This is a genomic window from Shouchella oshimensis, assembly GCF_004375095.1.
In the GTDB taxonomy this organism is placed as follows: Bacteria; Bacillota; Bacilli; order Bacillales; family Bacillaceae_D; genus Shouchella; species Shouchella oshimensis.
This window is the reverse complement of record NZ_SNUX01000004.1, coordinates 258,818-275,537: the sequence shown is the minus strand read 5'-3', so window position 1 is coordinate 275,537 and position 16,720 is coordinate 258,818. Positions and strand designations below refer to the sequence as shown.

Annotated in this window: 17 protein-coding genes; 3 read left to right on the top strand and 14 right to left on the bottom strand. The window is 40.4% G+C overall.

Annotated features, from left to right (window positions below):
- Positions 1 to 62: 62 nt before the first annotated feature.
- Positions 63 to 857 carry a class I SAM-dependent methyltransferase gene (locus E2L03_RS16960; protein WP_134259770.1) on the top strand — a complete coding sequence of 265 codons (795 nt, stop codon included), beginning with the start codon at positions 63 to 65 and terminating at the stop codon, positions 855 to 857.
- Between the two features lie 130 nt (positions 858 to 987).
- Here the strand turns inward: E2L03_RS16960 and E2L03_RS16955 are convergent, their stop codons facing one another.
- The gene (locus E2L03_RS16955; protein ID WP_055737215.1) at positions 988 to 2,073 is read right to left on the bottom strand and encodes a Rap family tetratricopeptide repeat protein; all 1,086 of its coding nucleotides are present in this window, start codon (positions 2,071 to 2,073) and stop codon (positions 988 to 990) included.
- A 196-nt stretch (positions 2,074 to 2,269) separates the two neighbouring features.
- Between E2L03_RS16955 and E2L03_RS16950 the strand changes: the two genes are divergently transcribed.
- A complete protein-coding gene (locus tag E2L03_RS16950) occupies positions 2,270 to 2,794 on the top strand; it encodes a methylated-DNA--[protein]-cysteine S-methyltransferase (protein ID WP_038486195.1) in 525 nt (174 codons plus the stop codon).
- Between the two features lie 15 nt (positions 2,795 to 2,809).
- Here the strand turns inward: E2L03_RS16950 and E2L03_RS16945 are convergent, their stop codons facing one another.
- Together E2L03_RS16945 and E2L03_RS16940 are read right to left on the bottom strand one after the other, a co-directional pair.
- A complete protein-coding gene (locus tag E2L03_RS16945) occupies positions 2,810 to 3,277 on the bottom strand; it encodes a GNAT family N-acetyltransferase (protein ID WP_134259768.1) in 468 nt (155 codons plus the stop codon).
- Positions 3,278 to 3,352: 75 nt separating this feature from the next.
- Positions 3,353 to 3,562 carry a hypothetical protein gene (locus E2L03_RS16940; protein ID WP_134259766.1) on the bottom strand — a complete coding sequence of 70 codons (210 nt, stop codon included), beginning with the start codon at positions 3,560 to 3,562 and terminating at the stop codon, positions 3,353 to 3,355.
- 219 nt (positions 3,563 to 3,781) lie between these two features.
- On the opposite strand from E2L03_RS16940, the gene E2L03_RS16935 reads away from it, so the two are divergent.
- Complete coding sequence (locus E2L03_RS16935; protein ID WP_134259764.1) at positions 3,782 to 4,543, top strand: GTP pyrophosphokinase; 762 nt, start codon at positions 3,782 to 3,784, stop codon at positions 4,541 to 4,543.
- Positions 4,544 to 4,869: 326 nt separating this feature from the next.
- Here the strand turns inward: E2L03_RS16935 and E2L03_RS16930 are convergent, their stop codons facing one another.
- The 11 genes from E2L03_RS16930 to E2L03_RS16880 all read right to left on the bottom strand — a co-directional run bounded on the left by E2L03_RS16930 (position 4,870) and on the right by E2L03_RS16880 (position 16,639).
- Positions 4,870 to 5,700 carry a carbohydrate ABC transporter permease gene (locus E2L03_RS16930; RefSeq protein ID WP_055736736.1) on the bottom strand — a complete coding sequence of 277 codons (831 nt, stop codon included), beginning with the start codon at positions 5,698 to 5,700 and terminating at the stop codon, positions 4,870 to 4,872.
- A gap of 9 nt (positions 5,701 to 5,709) precedes the next feature.
- Positions 5,710 to 6,621, bottom strand: a complete 912-nt coding sequence (locus E2L03_RS16925; RefSeq protein WP_134259762.1) for a carbohydrate ABC transporter permease — start codon at positions 6,619 to 6,621, stop codon at positions 5,710 to 5,712.
- Entirely contained in the window at positions 6,622 to 7,863 is a 1,242-nt protein-coding gene (locus E2L03_RS16920; RefSeq protein WP_134259760.1) for an extracellular solute-binding protein, read from the bottom strand.
- Positions 7,864 to 7,879: 16 nt separating this feature from the next.
- A complete protein-coding gene (gene bglX / locus E2L03_RS16915; RefSeq protein ID WP_134259758.1) occupies positions 7,880 to 10,042 on the bottom strand; it encodes a beta-glucosidase BglX in 2,163 nt (720 codons plus the stop codon).
- A 161-nt stretch (positions 10,043 to 10,203) separates the two neighbouring features.
- Positions 10,204 to 11,175: a LacI family DNA-binding transcriptional regulator gene (locus E2L03_RS16910; protein WP_134259756.1), complete on the bottom strand. Its 972-nt coding sequence runs from the start codon at positions 11,173 to 11,175 to the stop codon at positions 10,204 to 10,206.
- A 611-nt stretch (positions 11,176 to 11,786) separates the two neighbouring features.
- Entirely contained in the window at positions 11,787 to 12,659 is an 873-nt protein-coding gene (locus tag E2L03_RS16905; RefSeq protein ID WP_038483582.1) for an NAD(P)-dependent oxidoreductase, read from the bottom strand.
- 26 nt (positions 12,660 to 12,685) lie between these two features.
- The gene (locus E2L03_RS16900) at positions 12,686 to 13,546 is read right to left on the bottom strand and encodes a MurR/RpiR family transcriptional regulator (RefSeq protein WP_038483580.1); all 861 of its coding nucleotides are present in this window, start codon (positions 13,544 to 13,546) and stop codon (positions 12,686 to 12,688) included.
- An 89-nt stretch (positions 13,547 to 13,635) separates the two neighbouring features.
- Positions 13,636 to 14,286 (bottom strand): RraA family protein, encoded by a 651-nt coding sequence (locus E2L03_RS16895; protein WP_051667649.1) that lies wholly within the window; start codon positions 14,284 to 14,286, stop codon positions 13,636 to 13,638.
- A gap of 5 nt (positions 14,287 to 14,291) precedes the next feature.
- Positions 14,292 to 14,516 carry a hypothetical protein gene (locus E2L03_RS16890; protein WP_095150843.1) on the bottom strand — a complete coding sequence of 75 codons (225 nt, stop codon included), beginning with the start codon at positions 14,514 to 14,516 and terminating at the stop codon, positions 14,292 to 14,294.
- Positions 14,517 to 14,528: 12 nt separating this feature from the next.
- Entirely contained in the window at positions 14,529 to 15,878 is a 1,350-nt protein-coding gene (locus tag E2L03_RS16885) for a TRAP transporter large permease subunit (RefSeq protein ID WP_134259754.1), read from the bottom strand.
- Between the two features lie 347 nt (positions 15,879 to 16,225).
- Positions 16,226 to 16,639 (bottom strand): NUDIX hydrolase, encoded by a 414-nt coding sequence (locus E2L03_RS16880; RefSeq protein ID WP_038483574.1) that lies wholly within the window; start codon positions 16,637 to 16,639, stop codon positions 16,226 to 16,228.
- Positions 16,640 to 16,720 lie beyond the last annotated feature (81 nt).

The following is a 16,720-nucleotide window of genomic DNA, read 5'->3' as shown; positions in this document are numbered from 1 at the left end:
TCCTATTATCAAGAAGAGTGGGACCTCTTTATACTAAAAGAGAGAAAAAAGGAGGAATAACAATGTCGATTAATTTTCATAGTGAAAAGAATAAATCAAGCTATGTCAACAGAGGGGCCCATAGTACGTGGAAGCAGGAGCTACTTCCTCTTCTTTCAGCACATCAACCAAACCATGTTGTCGATTTGGGCTGTGGTGGTGGGATATATACACGAGCGCTAGCGGCAATGGGTGTTCCAAAAGTGACAGGGGTTGACTTCTCCAACGTCATGCTTGAAGCAGCGACGCGACATAGTGATTCTTATCCGACGGTTGGTTATCAACTCGGTACAGCAACCAGCACGGGTTTAAAAGATCAAAGTGCAAATATGGTGCTGGCGAGAGCACTGCTTCATCATATAGATACCCTTAAACCTGTTTTTCAGGAAGTTGAGCGCATCCTTGACCAAGATGGTTTATTTCTTATCCAAACGAGAACAACGGATGATTGCTTTTTGAAAGGTACAGACAATCATGTTCGAGGCCACTTCTTTGATTGTTTTCCTGCTTTAATGGGAGTTGAGAAGAAAAGAAGGCATTCAGTAGAGGAAATCTGCACAGCATTAAATGAATCTGGATGGATGCTCGAAAAAAATTGGACGTTTTGGGAAACAAGAGCACGTCATTCATCTAAGGAAGTATTACTTAATGACATTCGGTTACGGAAGGGCAGAAGTATTTTGCATGAACTGTCAGATAGCCAAATACAGAAGCTAATGACACATATGCAGAGGAACATTACAACAGAAGGCGCAATAGAGGAAAAGGATCGTTGGACGTTACTGGTAGCAAAGAAAAAAGGTACCCCCTTGCACTGACAAGGGGGTACTCTTTAACCTACGATTTCTGTTTTGCCGAGAGTATGGAAATCGGGTTCGCTATCGGCTTGAGTAAAAAAGCTAGTAGACGATACGGCTAATACAATAATAAACGCTGCGAATAATTTTTTCATACTTGATCAGCTCCTAATTTGTTTTGATTGATTTTTGCTTTATAAGCAATTCGATAATACTTTAAGGACGTAGAATCGTCGTTACGTTGATCAGCAAGTTCTACCATCTCTTCTGCTAATTCACACACTTCGTACAGCAAGCTTGATTCGTATAAATCCTTTATCGCTTGATCGACTAACGCGTGATCTTTAGCAATATAAAGACCGTCTAAATAAAGGCAGCGTGCCTTGTATTCTTTATTGTTGTAGTGATCAGCTTCTGATTTCGCTTGTTGAAACAGTTCTAATGCTTCGTTGCCTTGGTCAAGCTTAAAAAGAGTGTTCGAAAGATCATAACGTGTTTTCATACCGATCTGATGGCTTCGGTGTTCTTCATAGTCCAACGCTTGATAAAAATAGGTTTTCGCAGCTTCATACTCTTTTTGACGTAATTTGCTCAAGCCAAGTGTGCGCAAGATAAGCGCTGATGTGCGGGGAAATGTTGATTCGCGAAAAGCCTCTTTAAGGATGGCATCGCCTGTTTCGAATTCGTGTAATTCAGAGCGTATGGCTCCAAGCACTTGCTTACAGTTAAGTGCTCTTTCGTAATAGCTCAAACGGTTGAAAATCGTTTCGGCTTGCTCCAAATAAGAGCTGGCTAATAAATACTGATTTAACCGATAGTACACTAATCCAATATACAAATAAAATTCCGATTCCTCTGCATCATCATTTACGTGTTCCAGAAGGCGTTCGGCTTTACGGAACATCTTAATCGCTGAACGGTAACGCTCTTGTGTGTATTCGTATTGACCACTAATGAAATAGTAAAGGTACTTTAAATAACGATCCACCTCCGTTTCAACAAATTCAAATGTGTCACCTAATTCATGCTTCTTATTAAATTCATCAATAAAAATATTGTGTCTAAACTCGACGAGTGAATAATAGGCTAAGATCTTGTCATTTGTTTGCATGTGGATAACGGCATGTCGCGCTTCTTCTTTTAACAGAATGGCTTGCTCATAAGAAGCTGAAATGATGCAGCTGTACCATTCAACGATCTTGGCACCTACTTCTTCAGGTGTTAATGTGTGTTGCACGCTTTTCACCTACTTGTTAGAGTATATGCTTATTCGTCATTGTAGCAGAAATTTCAATTAATTGTACAAAAAATAAATTTTCCCAACATCGAAAAGGATAATATGGCTAGTCTACCTGCTTATGATCAGCACTAGCGAAGAGTAAATGATTTAGCTATGATAAAGATAGCTATAGGAGAGAGGATAAGTGAATCGAATGTATAGGAAGGTTTTAGAAACGTCTTTAGGGGCATTTACATTGGCAAGTGATGGTGAACAGTTAACAGGATTGTGGCTTAGAGGGCAGAAATATGAAAAGCAAACCATCCATCCTACAGCAGTTGAAGACAATGATTTGCCTCTCTTTTTAAAAGTAGAGGAGTGGCTAGAGCGTTACGCGCAAGGTGAAGCACCTTCCATAGACTTCTTATTAAAGCCTGAAGGAAGTACTTTTAGACAAGAAGTATGGAAGCATTTGCTCGCCATTCCATATGGAGAAGTGGAGACGTATGGCAACATTGCGAAAAAAATGGAACGAAGCCATGGAAGAGCGATGTCTGCACAAGCGGTGGGAGGAGCGGTGGGGCATAATCCCATTTCTATTCTCATTCCTTGTCACCGTGTAGTGGGTTCTAACGGTAGTTTAACAGGGTATGCTGGGGGCATCGATATGAAAAAGCACCTTTTAACGATTGAAGGTGTTCAAATGAACGGTCTCTATGAACCGAGACCAGTTCGTTAACAGACATCAATGAAGTTAAGTAATATTGGGAAATAAAGGTTTTTCCATTAAAACAATGGGGATGCCGCGTGACATTTGTTCTTCTTTGATGCTGTAACCGAGAGATTGGTAGAGGGCAATATTTTTTGGGACGCTTACTCTTACTTTGCATTGGAGAAAGGGAACCGCGGCTTTTATTGCAATGGTTTCTAGCTCGTTTAAAAGCAAGGTTGCAATACCTTGTCCTCTTTTTTCAGGAAGAACGGAGAGACGAAAAAAGGATAGTACGTTTGATTGTAAAGTATAACGTACAACACCAATCGGTTGTGAATTCTCAAGTAAAAGTAAAGCTTGTTCCCCATTCAATAGTTGATTGTGAATAGAAAGAACTGTTTCATCTAACGCACTTGAAGGAGGAAGCGCTTTTTCATACTCACGGAAAGCTGCTATCATAACAAGGTGGATGGCAGCAGCATCTTGTTCGGTGGCTTCAATAATGTTCATGAACCTATTCCTTTCATTTGTTTTGTATTATTATACATTTTATTGATTGATTATTCAATTGTGGTTTAGTCAAAATTAAGAACGAAAAGCGTCCTCTGCTTTTTCGTATATCCAATGTGTAAGTAAGAATGAAAAAACGACTAATAAAGGAAAAAGGAGTAGATGAATGGAATAGGTAACGCCGCGGTTAAACTTGGCAAAGATAAAGTCGATAAGTGGCATAAGAATCCAAAAAAGAAAACAAAAGCTGAACCCAAAGATCACTATTTTCAAAATCGCTTTCATGGCTACAAACCTCCTTTGTATTTCTATACCCACATTCGCGCGTTCTGTAATCTGAATATTCTGTTTAATAGTTTTGGATAAGTTTGTGGAAATTCGCTGAAAGCGGTAAGTGTTACACGGTTACTCATAAGTTTACACTGGTTCTCCTTTTGACATACTAAGTACATAGGTGCAATGATAGACGTATACTTATTTACACAAAGAAAGGATTCCACATCTATGAGCAAACAAGGTAAAGCCGTTACGATGAATCAACTAAAAGAGGCAAAGAAAGAACTAACCCGTTTTATGATGAAGTATAAGTTTGCCTTAGACGAAATGACAACTAAGATCGAGATACTAGAAGAAGAATTTAGGTACATTCATGAATACAATCCGATTGAAAACATTTCATCCCGTTTAAAAACACCTGAAAGCTTATTGTTGAAAGTACAGCGGAAGCAGCTGCCTATTAACATAAATGAAATTAAGAAACATATTATGGATATTGCTGGTGTGCGGATTAACTGCTCGTTTCAAAAGGACATTTTTCTTCTGAAGGAAATGATTGAATCTCAAGACGATCTAAAAGTTATAGAAGTGAAGGATTACATTACAAAACCAAAACCGAATGGCTATCGGAGTATGCACATCATTGTAGAGGTTCCGGTCTATTTATCAAACTGCCGCGAGTGTATTCCAGTGGAGATTCAAATTCGAACAGTTGCGATGGACTTTTGGGCCAGTTTAGAGCATAAAATCTTTTATAAGTTTGAAAAAGAAGTCCCGTCTGAAATGACAACAGAACTTAAGAAGGTTGCTGACACGGCTGCTGAGCTTGATCAGCAAATGGAAGCCCTTCATAATGAGTCGTTAAAATATATAACCGAAGCAGATGAAAGTCAGTTGTTTGGCAGTTTGCGTTTTGACCAAGAACGTCTTCAGCTTCCGAACGAATTGTTAAACTCACTATCTGCATTACAAGAGAAGAAAGATTCGTAACCATTGTGCGGGATGTGTTCTTATTATCGAATATCAGCAAAAAAGAGGCTGGGATAAAAGTAGATAGACAGACCAAAATGACGAACATTCCTGAAAATAGGAACGTTCGTCGTTTGTTTTATATGAACATTAGCGGAAGGAGAATCCGAAGACTCCTGGGGGATCAGCACGTGTCTGAAGACTCGGAGTGGCGGTTTTCCACGGAGGAGGCTGAGGCCGTGTCCCCGGAAAGCGAAGGATTCTCCTGTAGCGGTGCTACTCAGCATATTTTAGACTATTCGTCTTTTCAAATACTACTTTTCGTTATGTCCCAGCCTCGTTTTTTTTTATTTAATGCCTGACATGGTGAATCCATCAACAATATATTTCTGGAAGATCGCAAAGATAATGAGAATCGGAACAACCATTACAGCTGATCCAGCCATTTGCAATGCGTAGTTTTCACCCGCTTGTCCTTGAAGGAGGGCGAGTCCAACGGATAAGGTATAAAGGTCTTGAGAATTTGCAACGATTAATGGCCATAAGAAGCTATTCCAAGCGCCGATGAAAGCAAGAATCCCTTGCACAGCTAGAATCGATTTAGCCATTGGCAGAACAAGTTTAAAAAAGATATAAAATTCTCCTGCTCCGTCTAATCGAGCTGCTTCTAATAGGGCATCTGGGATAGTCGTCATAAATTGCTTGAACAAGAATATGCTAAATGCGGCGACGAGTCCTGGCAAGACAATACCCGGCATCGTATTGGTTAAACCCATTTCGTTAAGAATGAGATAAACCGGAATCATCGTCACTTGCCCAGGGATCATCATTGTGGCAAGTACGAGAAAGAACAGGAGACGATTCCCTTTAAAATTAAATTTTGCAAAGCTGTAGCCTGCCATTGCATTGAAAATTAATCCAATCAGAGCGCACCCAACTAAAATTAATGTATTTCGTAGATACGTTCCGAAGTTCATTTCGGTAAACAGACGAGTGAAGTTTTCGACTGTCCACGTTTCTGGAAAAATTCGAACAGGTATTTGAATAAGCTCTGGATTAGGCTTAAATGCCGATAAAAGCATCCACAAAAAAGGGATTGAAAGAATAAACCCAATTACAATGAGAAGAATGGATACAAATCCAATCTCGATCTTCGAGCGTTGTTGTTTTTCAGCCATATAAGCCTCCTACATGTCGCCTTGTTTTCGACGTAGTGTAAACTGAATTAACGTAGCGATAATGATAATGACAAAGAGCACAAATGATGCTGCAGCTGCATAGCCAAAATTACTATAACTAAACCCAGCTTGATAAATAAATAGAGCAATTGAAATCGTTCCGTCGAGTGGACCGCCTTCAGTCATTACGAATGGCTCTTCAAAGAATTGTAACCAGCCAATAAGCGTTGTCACTGTAATGAAAAACGTCGCAAACCCTAATAAAGGAAAGGTGATCTTAAAAAACTGCTGGGTTCGGCTCGCGCCATCAATGGTGGCTGCCTCATAGTAATCTTTCGGAATCGACTGTAATGCAGCTAAGTAAATAAGCATGTTTATGCCTATGCCTTTCCATACAGCTAAGAGGATCAAGGACAATTTAGCCATTGTTGGATCTTCTAACCACGGTACGGGTCCTGTATTAAAGAAAAGCAACACTTGATTGAAAAGTCCATAGGAGACGTTATATAGAAATCCCCATATAACAGCAATGGCAACAATATTCGTAATCGCAGGCATGTAGTAAATAACTCGAAAGAAACGGAATAACTTGTTTGAACTATAATTTAACAGTAAAGCTGCCCCTAATGAACTGATAATGACAAGAGGAACACCAATAACAACATAGAAAAAGGTGTTGTACATGGATGTCCAGAAAATAGGGTCAGACAAAAGCACACGGTAGTTCTCAATGCCCACGAAGGAAATATTCGACCAATTCGAAATGCCACGTAAATCCATATCTGTGAAACTAATGGTAAGAGCAATAATGATCGGTAGTACGGCGAACAATAGGAGCAACAGAACGGCCGGAGCAATAAAGACGTAAGGGGCACTTTGGCGCTTTCCTTCTCTAGATGGTTTTTTTCGTACCAACTCCATTTAGTTTTCCTCCTCTTCCTCATCAGTCACAATCATTGGTTCTATCCGCGATCGAAAGTCCTTTATTTCTTCTTCAATCGTATAGTTAGCTCGTGTAATCCGTTGTTCAGATCGTTTCCATTCATCATTGATTCGATTCCAATTTAAGACTTGCGGTTGAGCACGTGAATGTTGCAGTTGCTCATAATAGGTATAGAGGCGTTCATCCTCTTGTAGGGCAGGGTCTTCCCAAGCATCAACTCGAGGTGGTAACACTCGGACGTCCTTGAAGTAATCGATTTGTGTTTGACGATCTGAGAGGTAGGAAAGAAACGCCACTGCTTCATCTGGATGTTCTGTCCATTCGAAGATCGCCATGTTTGAACCACCAATGACGGACGTATTGTTTTCTTTACTCGGCATTAATTTTGTATCCCACTCTTCAAATTCTGGATAATTATCAATCAATTGTTGATATCGGAATGGAGGCTCAAAAAACATTGGCTGAATCCCGTCAACAAACGACTGCATCGGATCTAATCCTAGTCCAAGAGGAGCAAGATCCTCTTTAAAGAAACGTGTGTAATAAGTAACTGCTTCAACAAAAGCAGGATCAGAGAAATCAACGCCTTTATCCGCCGTTTCAAACTCGACGCCGTTCTGCCAGGCAAAGATGTACGGAAGAGTGTCGTCGTTTTCAGGTAATGTCATAGCATATAAGCCGTCTCCTCGATCATATAACGCTTTTGAAGCTTCATACAATTCCTCCCATGTGTCTGGACCTTCTGGAAAGCCGACATCAGCTAACAAGTCTGTCCGATAAAAGAGGACGCGTGTTTCTACATACCAAGGAACGGCAACTAATTCACCGTTGTAGATAGTAGAATCAACGGCACCTTCAAAAAAATGATCAGAATCTAAATTTGGATAGTCCTCAACGTACTCATCTAAAGGTAAAAACGAACCAGTACTTGCAAAGTCAGCCATATAGGATGTACCCATTTGAACCACGTCAGGACCGCTACCGGAGGCAACGGCAGTGAGTAGGTTATCGTAAATATTTCCCCACGGAATGGCTTGAAGATTGACTTTTACGCCTGGGTGTTGCTGTTCAAACTGCTGAATATACCCTTCATTAACAAGTTGCTCGGCTTCCCAACCGATTGCCCAAACATCTAATGTAACGCCGTCTTCTTCACCATCTGAACATCCTACTAGTCCCATAGAAAGAAGCAACGGTAGTGCACCTAAACCTTTCCGCATATGTGATTCTCCTTTTTTAAGACTTAACAAGTGAGAAGGTTAACGTATTTTCCTGCTCACAAACACTGCTCCCATTTACATAAACACGAAATTGACCAGAATCACTCGCATACGTTAAATCGCTATGGTAGTACTTCAACATATCATGAGTAATTTCGAATGTGATAGTTCTTGTTTCCCCTGGAGAAAGTGTAATTTTTTGAAATCTTTTTAGTTCTTTAACCGGTCTAACTACTTCTCCAACCAGATCCTGAATATAGAGCTGGACTGTTTCAACCCCATCGATTTTACCAGTGTTAGTCACATCTACAGAGACGGTTAAACTGACTGAACCATCCCATTCTACTGCTGATAGCGATCGGTTGCTATAACGGAATGTTGTATAACTTAAGCCATAACCAAATGGATACAGAGGTTCATTTGGAATATCGATGTAACGTGAAAAGAAACGCTCATTGCTTCCATGAGGTAACGGCCGTCCAGTTTGATAAGCGTTGTAATAAACAGGAATTTGACCAGTTGCTCTTGGAAATGACATGGTTAGTTTTCCGCTAGGGTTCACCTGTCCAGATAGAAGCGCCACAGCAGCTTCCGCACCTTCTGAACCAGGGTGCCAGCATTCTAATATGGCGTCAGCGAATGGTTCTAATTCAGTTAAATCCAGTGGACGAGCATTAAATAATGCGACGATGACAGGTTTTCCTGTGTCTTTTGCTAACCGCGCTAACTCGATTTGACATGGTGCTAGGGTGATAGAGGATCGGCTTCTTCCTTCTCCACTACGGTCTTTGCCTTCACCTAAAGCAAGAAGTAAATAGTCTGATTGCTCCATGGCTGCAATCGCTTCTGTTAAAAGTGCATCATTTCGTTCATAAAGGTGAGAGCCTTTTGCGTAAATTGCATGTGTATAGTATCTCTCAACAGCTTGTTTCAGTGTAGCCGTCTGGTCTGTTTTACCGAAAATTGACCATTCTCCAAGTAGGTCTTGATTATCTGCATAAGGACCAATTAATGCGACGGTCGCCTGCTTAGTTAAAGGAAGGACGTTATTGTTCTTTAGTAAGACCATGCTTTTTTCAGCGACTGTTTGTGCAAAGGCATGATGTGAAGGGTGTCCAACAATCGTTTGTTCCTTCTGAAGACTCACGCCACGATAGGGATCTTCAAATAAGCCTAGCTCATTCTTCAATTGTAAGACTCGTAAAACCGCTTCATCGATTAAAGTTGAATCTATGGCATGTTTATCTAGTAATGCTGCTAACGAATGGGCATAAGACAAACTCATCATGTCAATATCCACACCAGCTTCTAGCGCTTTTTTAGCCGCTTCGGCTTCGTTTTCTGCAACGCCATGTGGGATCAGTTCTTGAACGGCGCCAAAGTCTGAGATGATCACACCGTCAAACTGTAACTCTTCTCTTAATAAATCCCGGAGTAATGCTGAGTTAGCAGTAGCTGGAATTGAATGGACAGTATTAAATGCCGTCATCACTAACTTGACGCCAGCTTCTAAGGCAGCTTCATAAGCTGGAAGATGTTTGTCTCGAAGCTCTCTTTCCGATAAGTCAACGGTATTATAATCACGTCCACCTTCAGCTAAGCCATAAGCAGCAAAATGTTTCACGCAAGCACCTACACGATCTTTAGCGATGAGAGAGCCCTCGCCTTGAAGACCGCGAACAGTGGCAGCTGCGAATAAACTGTTTAAAAATGGATCTTCACCGGTTGATTCCATAACTCGACCCCATCGTGGATCACGTACTAAATCAGCCATAGGAGCAAAGCTAATGTGGAGGCCAGCACTGGCTGCTTCTTTAGCTGAAATCGTTTGCAATTTTTCGATTAAGTCCGGCTCCCACGTTGCGCCAAGTCCAAGAGGAATAGGGAAGATGGTTTCGTACCCGTTAATCACATCTGCCATAAACAATAATGGAATTCCTAAACGGCTTTTCTTTAAATGTTCACGTTGAATGGCCGCTAACTTTGTTGCTCCAGCTACACCAAGCACAGATCCGCTTTGTTTAATCATCTCCTCATCAACAGGAAATTCAATTCGACCTGTTACTGGGGTACTGTCCTCTTGCTCAGAGTAAAATGCCCCAGCAAATTGAGTAAGCTGTCCAACTTTTTCAGCTGTTGTCATCTCTTGTAATAGCGCTTGTAATTGTTCTTCTGTCATCTGTACACCTCATAAGCGAGTAATAAAGTGAAACGTTTCACCTAATGGCAAAAAAATATAAAATTAGTGTGTATGTGAAAATTGTAACGTTTCACTAACTGTGAATGACATTAGTATACGACTTAAGTAAAATAGAATGCAAGAGAAAATTTTTAGAGCCTCTAATCATTGTTTGTAGAGGCTCTTTTCATTAATGTTGTTGGAATGAGAGAATGGTGTGCTTCCTTTTGGGTCATTAAAGCCATTAAGACGGTTGCGGCTTCGTTGCCCCATGATCTAGTGGAATAATCAACTGTTGTTAGAGGTGGTGTAACATATTGACTTAATAAATTATTGTCAAATCCTGCTAGCCTAATTTGATCTCCTATCACAAAGCCATGTTCCTGGAACAACCGCTGCATACCTACTGCAGTACTGTCTGAAAGGGCAAATACGTTAACAGGTTCTCCTGTCCATTCTTTCATAATCAGTTCCGCTGCTTCTAGTCCACCATCTAGCTCAAATTCTCCTGTGAGGATCTGAACAGAGTGAGGAGGTGGTGAATGCTGAATCACTTTTTGAATGGCTTTCAGCCGTTCCTGACTGTCGAAGTTGTCTTGATTTCCGGTAACAATATACGTTTTTGCCGAAGGGAAGGTGAGCAAATGCTCAATCATTTGTGTCGCACCTCTTTGATTATCAAGCAGTACTTGGCGTACATTTTTGTGGTAAAACAAACGATCCAATACGACCATCTTTTTGCCTGCATCGGCTAGTTGCATCATTTCATCATAGGTAATTAAATCATCCATAATAATGCCGCCATCAACCGACCCATCAGCTAAAGAATCTGTGGCGTTTTCACCTGTACAAACAACGGTATCAAATCCAGCTTCGGCGCTTGTTTCAATAATGCCAGCAAGAATATCCCCAAAGAAAATCCCTTTGTTTTCTTTTATGAACACGCCTACTTTTTTCGTTTTTCTCGCTTTAAGGGTTCGGGCTGCAGCGTTTGGGCGGTAATTTAGCTCTGCTGCCACCTGTTTAATATGCTCCGTTGTCTTTTTAGAAATTTTCGGGTTGTTGTTTAACGCATAAGAGACGGAAGTCATAGAGACGCCCGCCTTTTTAGCAATGTCTCGAATACTTACCATGAGCTGTTCCTCCACCTGAATTGTATTGCTTTCTATGTTACAGGAGTTTGAAAGGTTGTCAATGGAGGTTCAAAGGTTGAAAAAGCTTTAAGTGTTTAGTAAGTTGAAGGCGTATGAAAAGGGATCAAAAGCGAGACAGCCACGGTTTTGTATAAGAAAGAAGAGGCTGGGACAAAAGTAGAAAGACAGACCAAAATGACGAACATTCCTGAAAATAGGAACGTTCGTCGTTTGTTTTAAATGAAAATGAGCGGAAGGAGAATCCGAAGACTCCTGGGGGATCAGCACGTGTCTAAAGACTCTGGAGTGGCGGTTTTCCACGGAGGAGGCTGAGGCCGTGTCCCCGGAAAGCGAAGGGATTCTCCTGTAGCGGTGCTACTCAGCATATTTTAGACTATTCGTCTTTTCAAATACTACTTTTAGTTATAAATATGTCCCAGCCTCGTTTAATTTATTGTTTTCATGTTTATCTTTTTCGAAAAACAGAATAAAAGCTGGTAACAACATGACCGGTGATTATTCAGAAGGAATGTTAGGGGAGGTTAGGGCGTGACATTTGCCTTAAAAACAAGCTTGTTGATGTGTTTTCGAACACCAACAAGCTTGTTTGTTTAGATGGAGTAAAGCTCTAAGACTTCTTTCCAGTTAGCAAATGATTCTTTCTCAGGGTGATTCTTGACGATTCCAGCTAACTCTACAAGTCTTTCTTTTGAGGCATGGCTTAAATCTGAGTTTATGCCAGCTTCTTGTAACATGGCAATCGAACTGTTTAATTCAAATGCTCTTCTCTCTGCATGAACAGCACTCCCTGTTACAAGACGATTCAATGTATCAACAAACGGTTGGCGATTCATAGTTTCCTCTAAGGAACTTATCACTTCATCCGATATATGATACGCTTCAGCGGCTTCCAATGTTTCAAGGTATAAGCCGACAAGCCCTTTCATGAAAATACTGCGAACAAGTTTAATAGCGGAAGCATCACCAGCCTTGCTTCCAACTGCTTTGATAGACATGTGAAGAGGGGACATTTTGGCAATGAACTCATTCGTCCCTGTTCCACTTGCAGCTATCGGTACTTTATGTTGATACACGGGTAAAGGACCTAGCATAGCGGCATCGACAAATTTAATGTGCTTCTGCTCAAGATTTTGTTGCACTTGTTGCTTAATAGCAGGGCTTGAAGCTGAAACATCAACGTAAAGAAAGGATTCATTTTGAATTTCAGCGCATACAGCTTCGTTTACTTCCACTGCTTTACTGGCAGGTACTGCTACGAATAGTACGTTCACCTCTTTAATCAGTTCTTTTATCGATTTTACTAAACTAACGCCTGTTTGTTCTGCACGTTCTTTGATGGTCTGGCCAAACGTTTCATGGTCAATCATAACGTCGTACGCACGAATGGACGTTACTCCTTCTTCTTTTAGTCCTTTTGCTAATTCGTAAGCTGCTTCACCAAAGCCTAAAAAATGTACGTTCATTAAAATCATCCTTCGTTAAATAAAAATTAGTTATTCTTTTTTTCAATATGATAGTTCATAGATGTAAGCACATTGTTTACTTCACTTAAGCGCTGCTTCACACGTTCGGAGTCTGATAGAGCTAATGCGCTAATTAAATAGTCAACAAGAAAGAAAGAGGATACGACCGAATTGTGAGAAGATATGCTCTCTGCTGGACAGATTAAGTGCGCATCTGCATAAGCAAGTAATGGTGATGAAAATTTGTCTGTAATGACAACGACTGATGCTCCATTTTTTCGAGCTTGATCAGCGTAATGCATCAACCTAGCCCCATACCGCGCAAAACTAACGACGATGAGGACATCCTCTTTAGAAAAAGAAATCACGTCGTCCACCCAATCGCTTGAATCTGCAAGAGTAAGCTTGGTATTCCCGAACATTCGATTTAAGTTGTGCGCTAAATATTGTGCTACTGGTAACCCACTACGAACACTCGTGCAGAAAACATTGGTTGCTTTTTTTATGATTGATTCAACTTGTGAAAGATTTGTTTCCATATTAATCTGATTGGCTTGTTGTATTTGTGCTAGCTGCAAGTCATAGTGATTTAACCACCTTTCATTTTGAGAAAAAGTGGTTAGATTTTTTTCTAATCTCGTGTGCGGAGTACTCTCTTCTTTTAAAAGAAGTTGTAAATTCTTTTGGAACTCGGAGTATCCTGAAAACCCTACACTCGACATTAACCGCATGACAGTAGTGGTACTCGTTCCAACTTTCTTTGATAGTTCTTCAACGGTCATAAAGCCAACATCGTTGTAGTGGCTAAGAATAAAATCGACAACTAATTTCTGTGAACGTGGTAAAGATGAAATGTTTTCTTTTAATCTATCTAAAGGATTTTTCATAACAGTACACTCCTAAGGGAAATAGTCTTTATTTAAAATCATATCGAACATTAAATAGAGTGTCTATGTTCCCTTTAGAAGAGACCGTTTTAAATTGATTTTAACCAAGCAGGCTTAATTTGACCTTTAGCGATTTTCTTTAATCGTTCTGCTTCATATTGAGCCTTTTCTTCAGCGCGCTGAAGTGCTCCTTCGACTTCTTCTCGTGGTAATACGATCACACCATCTGCATCGCCCATAATAAAATCTCCAGGTTGGATCGCTAGTCCTCCACATCGAGTAGGCGCATTAACATGACCTGGTCCGTTTTTTTCTGGTCCGCCAGGTACTGCCCCTCGACTAAATACTGGAAGTGTAGATTTTGCTAGTGTAGAGAAGTCACGAACAAAGCCGTCAATGACAAAGCCATTTAAGTGCAACGCTTCAGCTGCTGCTGCCATTAATTCGCCAATAACGGCACGTTTATCGTAGCCATTAGCATTTACAACAAGTACATGACCAGGCTGGGAATGATAGATTGCGTGATGAACAGCTAAATTATCTCCGCTTTTTACATCAATCGTTACAGCCGCACCTACTAATACACTGTCAATATGACATGGTTTAATAGAGTGCTCCATTTCGATTGGTCTATCCATTACATCACTTAATAAAGTGGTACTTACTTTTTTTGCTCGTTCCACCCACTCTTCTGGTAACAACTCTGGTGCTTGGTCTAAAACGATGTTCGTAGTACTCATGTTAGTCATCCTTCCGTGTTCTTCTTTTTAGTATAAGAAAGTAAATAACCAGAAAAAGCAGCAATCGATGTTACAAAAAAGACGGTGCTAGCCAGATTTTGATCAAGGTCAATAACCCAACTCCCTTTTGCAACGACTAAGCCAAGTAATTGGCCAAGAACGAGTACAGATCCTAATAGAATAAATAAAGTTACAGAACATATGAAAATGATCATCAATACTTTTCTCATTTTAAACGCCTCCTATAAAGGAATTGGGAGTATGCCCATTCCAATCAACCAACTAATAATTAATAATGGAATTGTGTAATAAATTAGTAAAGGAATGTATGTTTTCTCAGCTCCGATTTTTGCCATTCCGGTGGCTACATAGATAGGTCCTGAGGTTGGCGTACTTCCTTCAGTTGCACCAAACATCATAATGGTAACGACTGCAAGTAATGGATCAACGCCAACAGCGGTAAGAGCGCCAAATGATGCAAGACCAATTGTTGCTATTGTTGCCGATGTTGCTAATGGTGTTGCCACTAATGTAATAACGATCCCTACAATCGCAATCATAAGCCATTTTGGAACAGCAAAAGATGTCATGAGTGCTTGTAATTGCTCTGTTAGCCCAATTTCATTTAAAACGGCGCTAGTGGCGAAGGTGAAAATTAAAACAGGCCCAATGACAAAGTATGAGGGAGCTGTTTTCTCGAAAAATCGACTCCACTCTTTTTTTCCTTTAGGTAGATGGTTACGTCCAACGACGAGGGTGAAAAGAATCATAAAGACTGGCACCCAAACAATAAAGGAAATCGCGTCCATTGCTGACTGTCCGACACCCTCTAATGAAATAAACCAATTGGCAAGAGGACCAAAATTAATAAGAAGTGGAACAATAATACCTAAAAATATAAGTAATGACGTCCAACCAGCTCGAAATGAAGTTCCAATTGGTTGAATTAAATCTGGATGCACTGGTTGAATGTTATAGCGCTTCGTCATGATAAAGACAACGAGTACTCGATGAACCAATGCATAAAGGCCAGCAACGTAAAGAGCAATAAATAAACTACTTTGACCAACACTAGCAGCCACTGGTGCAAACCCTAACATAATAAACATCGTGGAGTTAGGAGGGATAATACTACCGAACCCAGAATTTCCAGCGACGATTGATGCTGCATGTTCTTTTCTCCAGCCAGAACGTTCCATCCAAGGTATGGTGATAGAGCCTGTCGTTGCAGCAATTCCTGAACCTGAACCTGCTACAAGTGCGAATAAACCAGAGCCAAAGGTGTTCACATAAGCGGCTCCCCCAGGTAACCGTCCAATTAATGAATTGAGGATCTGAATAATTCGTCCGATAAGCCCAGTATGATTAATAAGTTGTGCCATGAAAATAAATGCTAATGACGCAAAAACGACTTCATGTGTAAGCCCTCTCATTAAACTGGGAAGAAATAATTCAAATGCTCGGTCGCCTGCAAATAATAATGTTGTTATAAAACCTAATATCATGGCTTCGCCAATATTTCGTTTTGTGAAAATCGCCCAAATCAAAATAATAACGATGAATGATATAAGTGCCCACACTGCCATTCCCATTTCGTTATCCTCCTCGAAGAAGTTAAAGTAATATTCGTTACCTATAAAATAAAAAGGTAATAAATATTACATTTTGATCATTCTAACATTGATTTGTTTTCGTGTAAACGCATACATATAATTTTTTTAATTTTACAGAACAAGAGGGGATAATCACAAGGTGGAATTGCACTTCACAAGTATAGTAACCAAGTTAAAGAGAATGGTTTTTATTGAACGTGAGTTGATTGTTCTCTAATGACAGTAGAAATAGATGCCCCAACACTCGTTGATATACGTAACGAGTGGGGGAGGGGTCAACACGAATTTGCTAGGAGGAGAACGGAGTAGTTATGCAAGTATGACTACTAAAAGACAACAAGAAATGGTTGCTTTGTTGGATCAAGACAGTATTCAATCCGTTCCTTGAAATTGCGATACGTAACCATGTTTAAGGCATCTTCAATCGGAAAAAAACCAACTTCAAGGGCTTCTGGGGTTGTGGTCAATTTCCCACCTATGACGTTAGCTAAATATAATGTGTTGCAGATCGAATCAGTCGTATTCTGGAAAATGCCGCAAAATTTGGAGATTTCGACGTCCAATCCAGTTTCTTCTTTGGTTTCTCGAACCGCTGCGTCTACCAACGATTCACCTTCTTCTACCTGTCCACCAGGAAATTCCCACCCTCGCTTCGGTCCTTTAATGAGTAATAGTTCTTGCTTTTTGTTTAAGACAATTGTTGCAGAAGAAAGGATATGTTTCGGCGTTTTAGAATTCATAATCGGCTCCTTTGTACGAATATCAGGTGGAGGCAGAGTGCTTGCCTATCGTTACCTCTATACATGGTTTCGTTTTTTAAT

Excerpts from the sequence above, each read along its gene's own strand:
- E2L03_RS16960 (WP_134259770.1), top strand. The coding sequence starts at position 63 with ATGTCGATTAATTTTCATAGTGAAAAGAATAAATCAAGCTATGTCAAC.
- E2L03_RS16950 (WP_038486195.1), top strand. The coding sequence starts at position 2,270 with ATGTATAGGAAGGTTTTAGAAACGTCTTTAGGGGCATTTACATTGGCA.
- E2L03_RS16945 (WP_134259768.1), bottom strand. The coding sequence starts at position 3,277 with ATGAACATTATTGAAGCCACCGAACAAGATGCTGCTGCCATCCACCTT.
- E2L03_RS16940 (WP_134259766.1), bottom strand. The coding sequence starts at position 3,562 with ATGAAAGCGATTTTGAAAATAGTGATCTTTGGGTTCAGCTTTTGTTTT.
- E2L03_RS16935 (WP_134259764.1), top strand. The coding sequence starts at position 3,782 with ATGAGCAAACAAGGTAAAGCCGTTACGATGAATCAACTAAAAGAGGCA.
- E2L03_RS16930 (WP_055736736.1), bottom strand. The coding sequence starts at position 5,700 with ATGGCTGAAAAACAACAACGCTCGAAGATCGAGATTGGATTTGTATCC.
- E2L03_RS16925 (WP_134259762.1), bottom strand. The coding sequence starts at position 6,621 with ATGGAGTTGGTACGAAAAAAACCATCTAGAGAAGGAAAGCGCCAAAGT.
- E2L03_RS16920 (WP_134259760.1), bottom strand. The coding sequence starts at position 7,863 with ATGCGGAAAGGTTTAGGTGCACTACCGTTGCTTCTTTCTATGGGACTA.
- bglX (WP_134259758.1), bottom strand. The coding sequence starts at position 10,042 with ATGACAGAAGAACAATTACAAGCGCTATTACAAGAGATGACAACAGCT.
- E2L03_RS16910 (WP_134259756.1), bottom strand. The coding sequence starts at position 11,175 with ATGGTAAGTATTCGAGACATTGCTAAAAAGGCGGGCGTCTCTATGACT.
- E2L03_RS16905 (WP_038483582.1), bottom strand. The coding sequence starts at position 12,659 with ATGAACGTACATTTTTTAGGCTTTGGTGAAGCAGCTTACGAATTAGCA.
- E2L03_RS16900 (WP_038483580.1), bottom strand. The coding sequence starts at position 13,546 with ATGAAAAATCCTTTAGATAGATTAAAAGAAAACATTTCATCTTTACCA.
- E2L03_RS16895 (WP_051667649.1), bottom strand. The coding sequence starts at position 14,286 with ATGAGTACTACGAACATCGTTTTAGACCAAGCACCAGAGTTGTTACCA.
- E2L03_RS16890 (WP_095150843.1), bottom strand. The coding sequence starts at position 14,516 with ATGAGAAAAGTATTGATGATCATTTTCATATGTTCTGTAACTTTATTT.
- E2L03_RS16885 (WP_134259754.1), bottom strand. The coding sequence starts at position 15,878 with ATGGGAATGGCAGTGTGGGCACTTATATCATTCATCGTTATTATTTTG.
- E2L03_RS16880 (WP_038483574.1), bottom strand. The coding sequence starts at position 16,639 with ATGAATTCTAAAACGCCGAAACATATCCTTTCTTCTGCAACAATTGTC.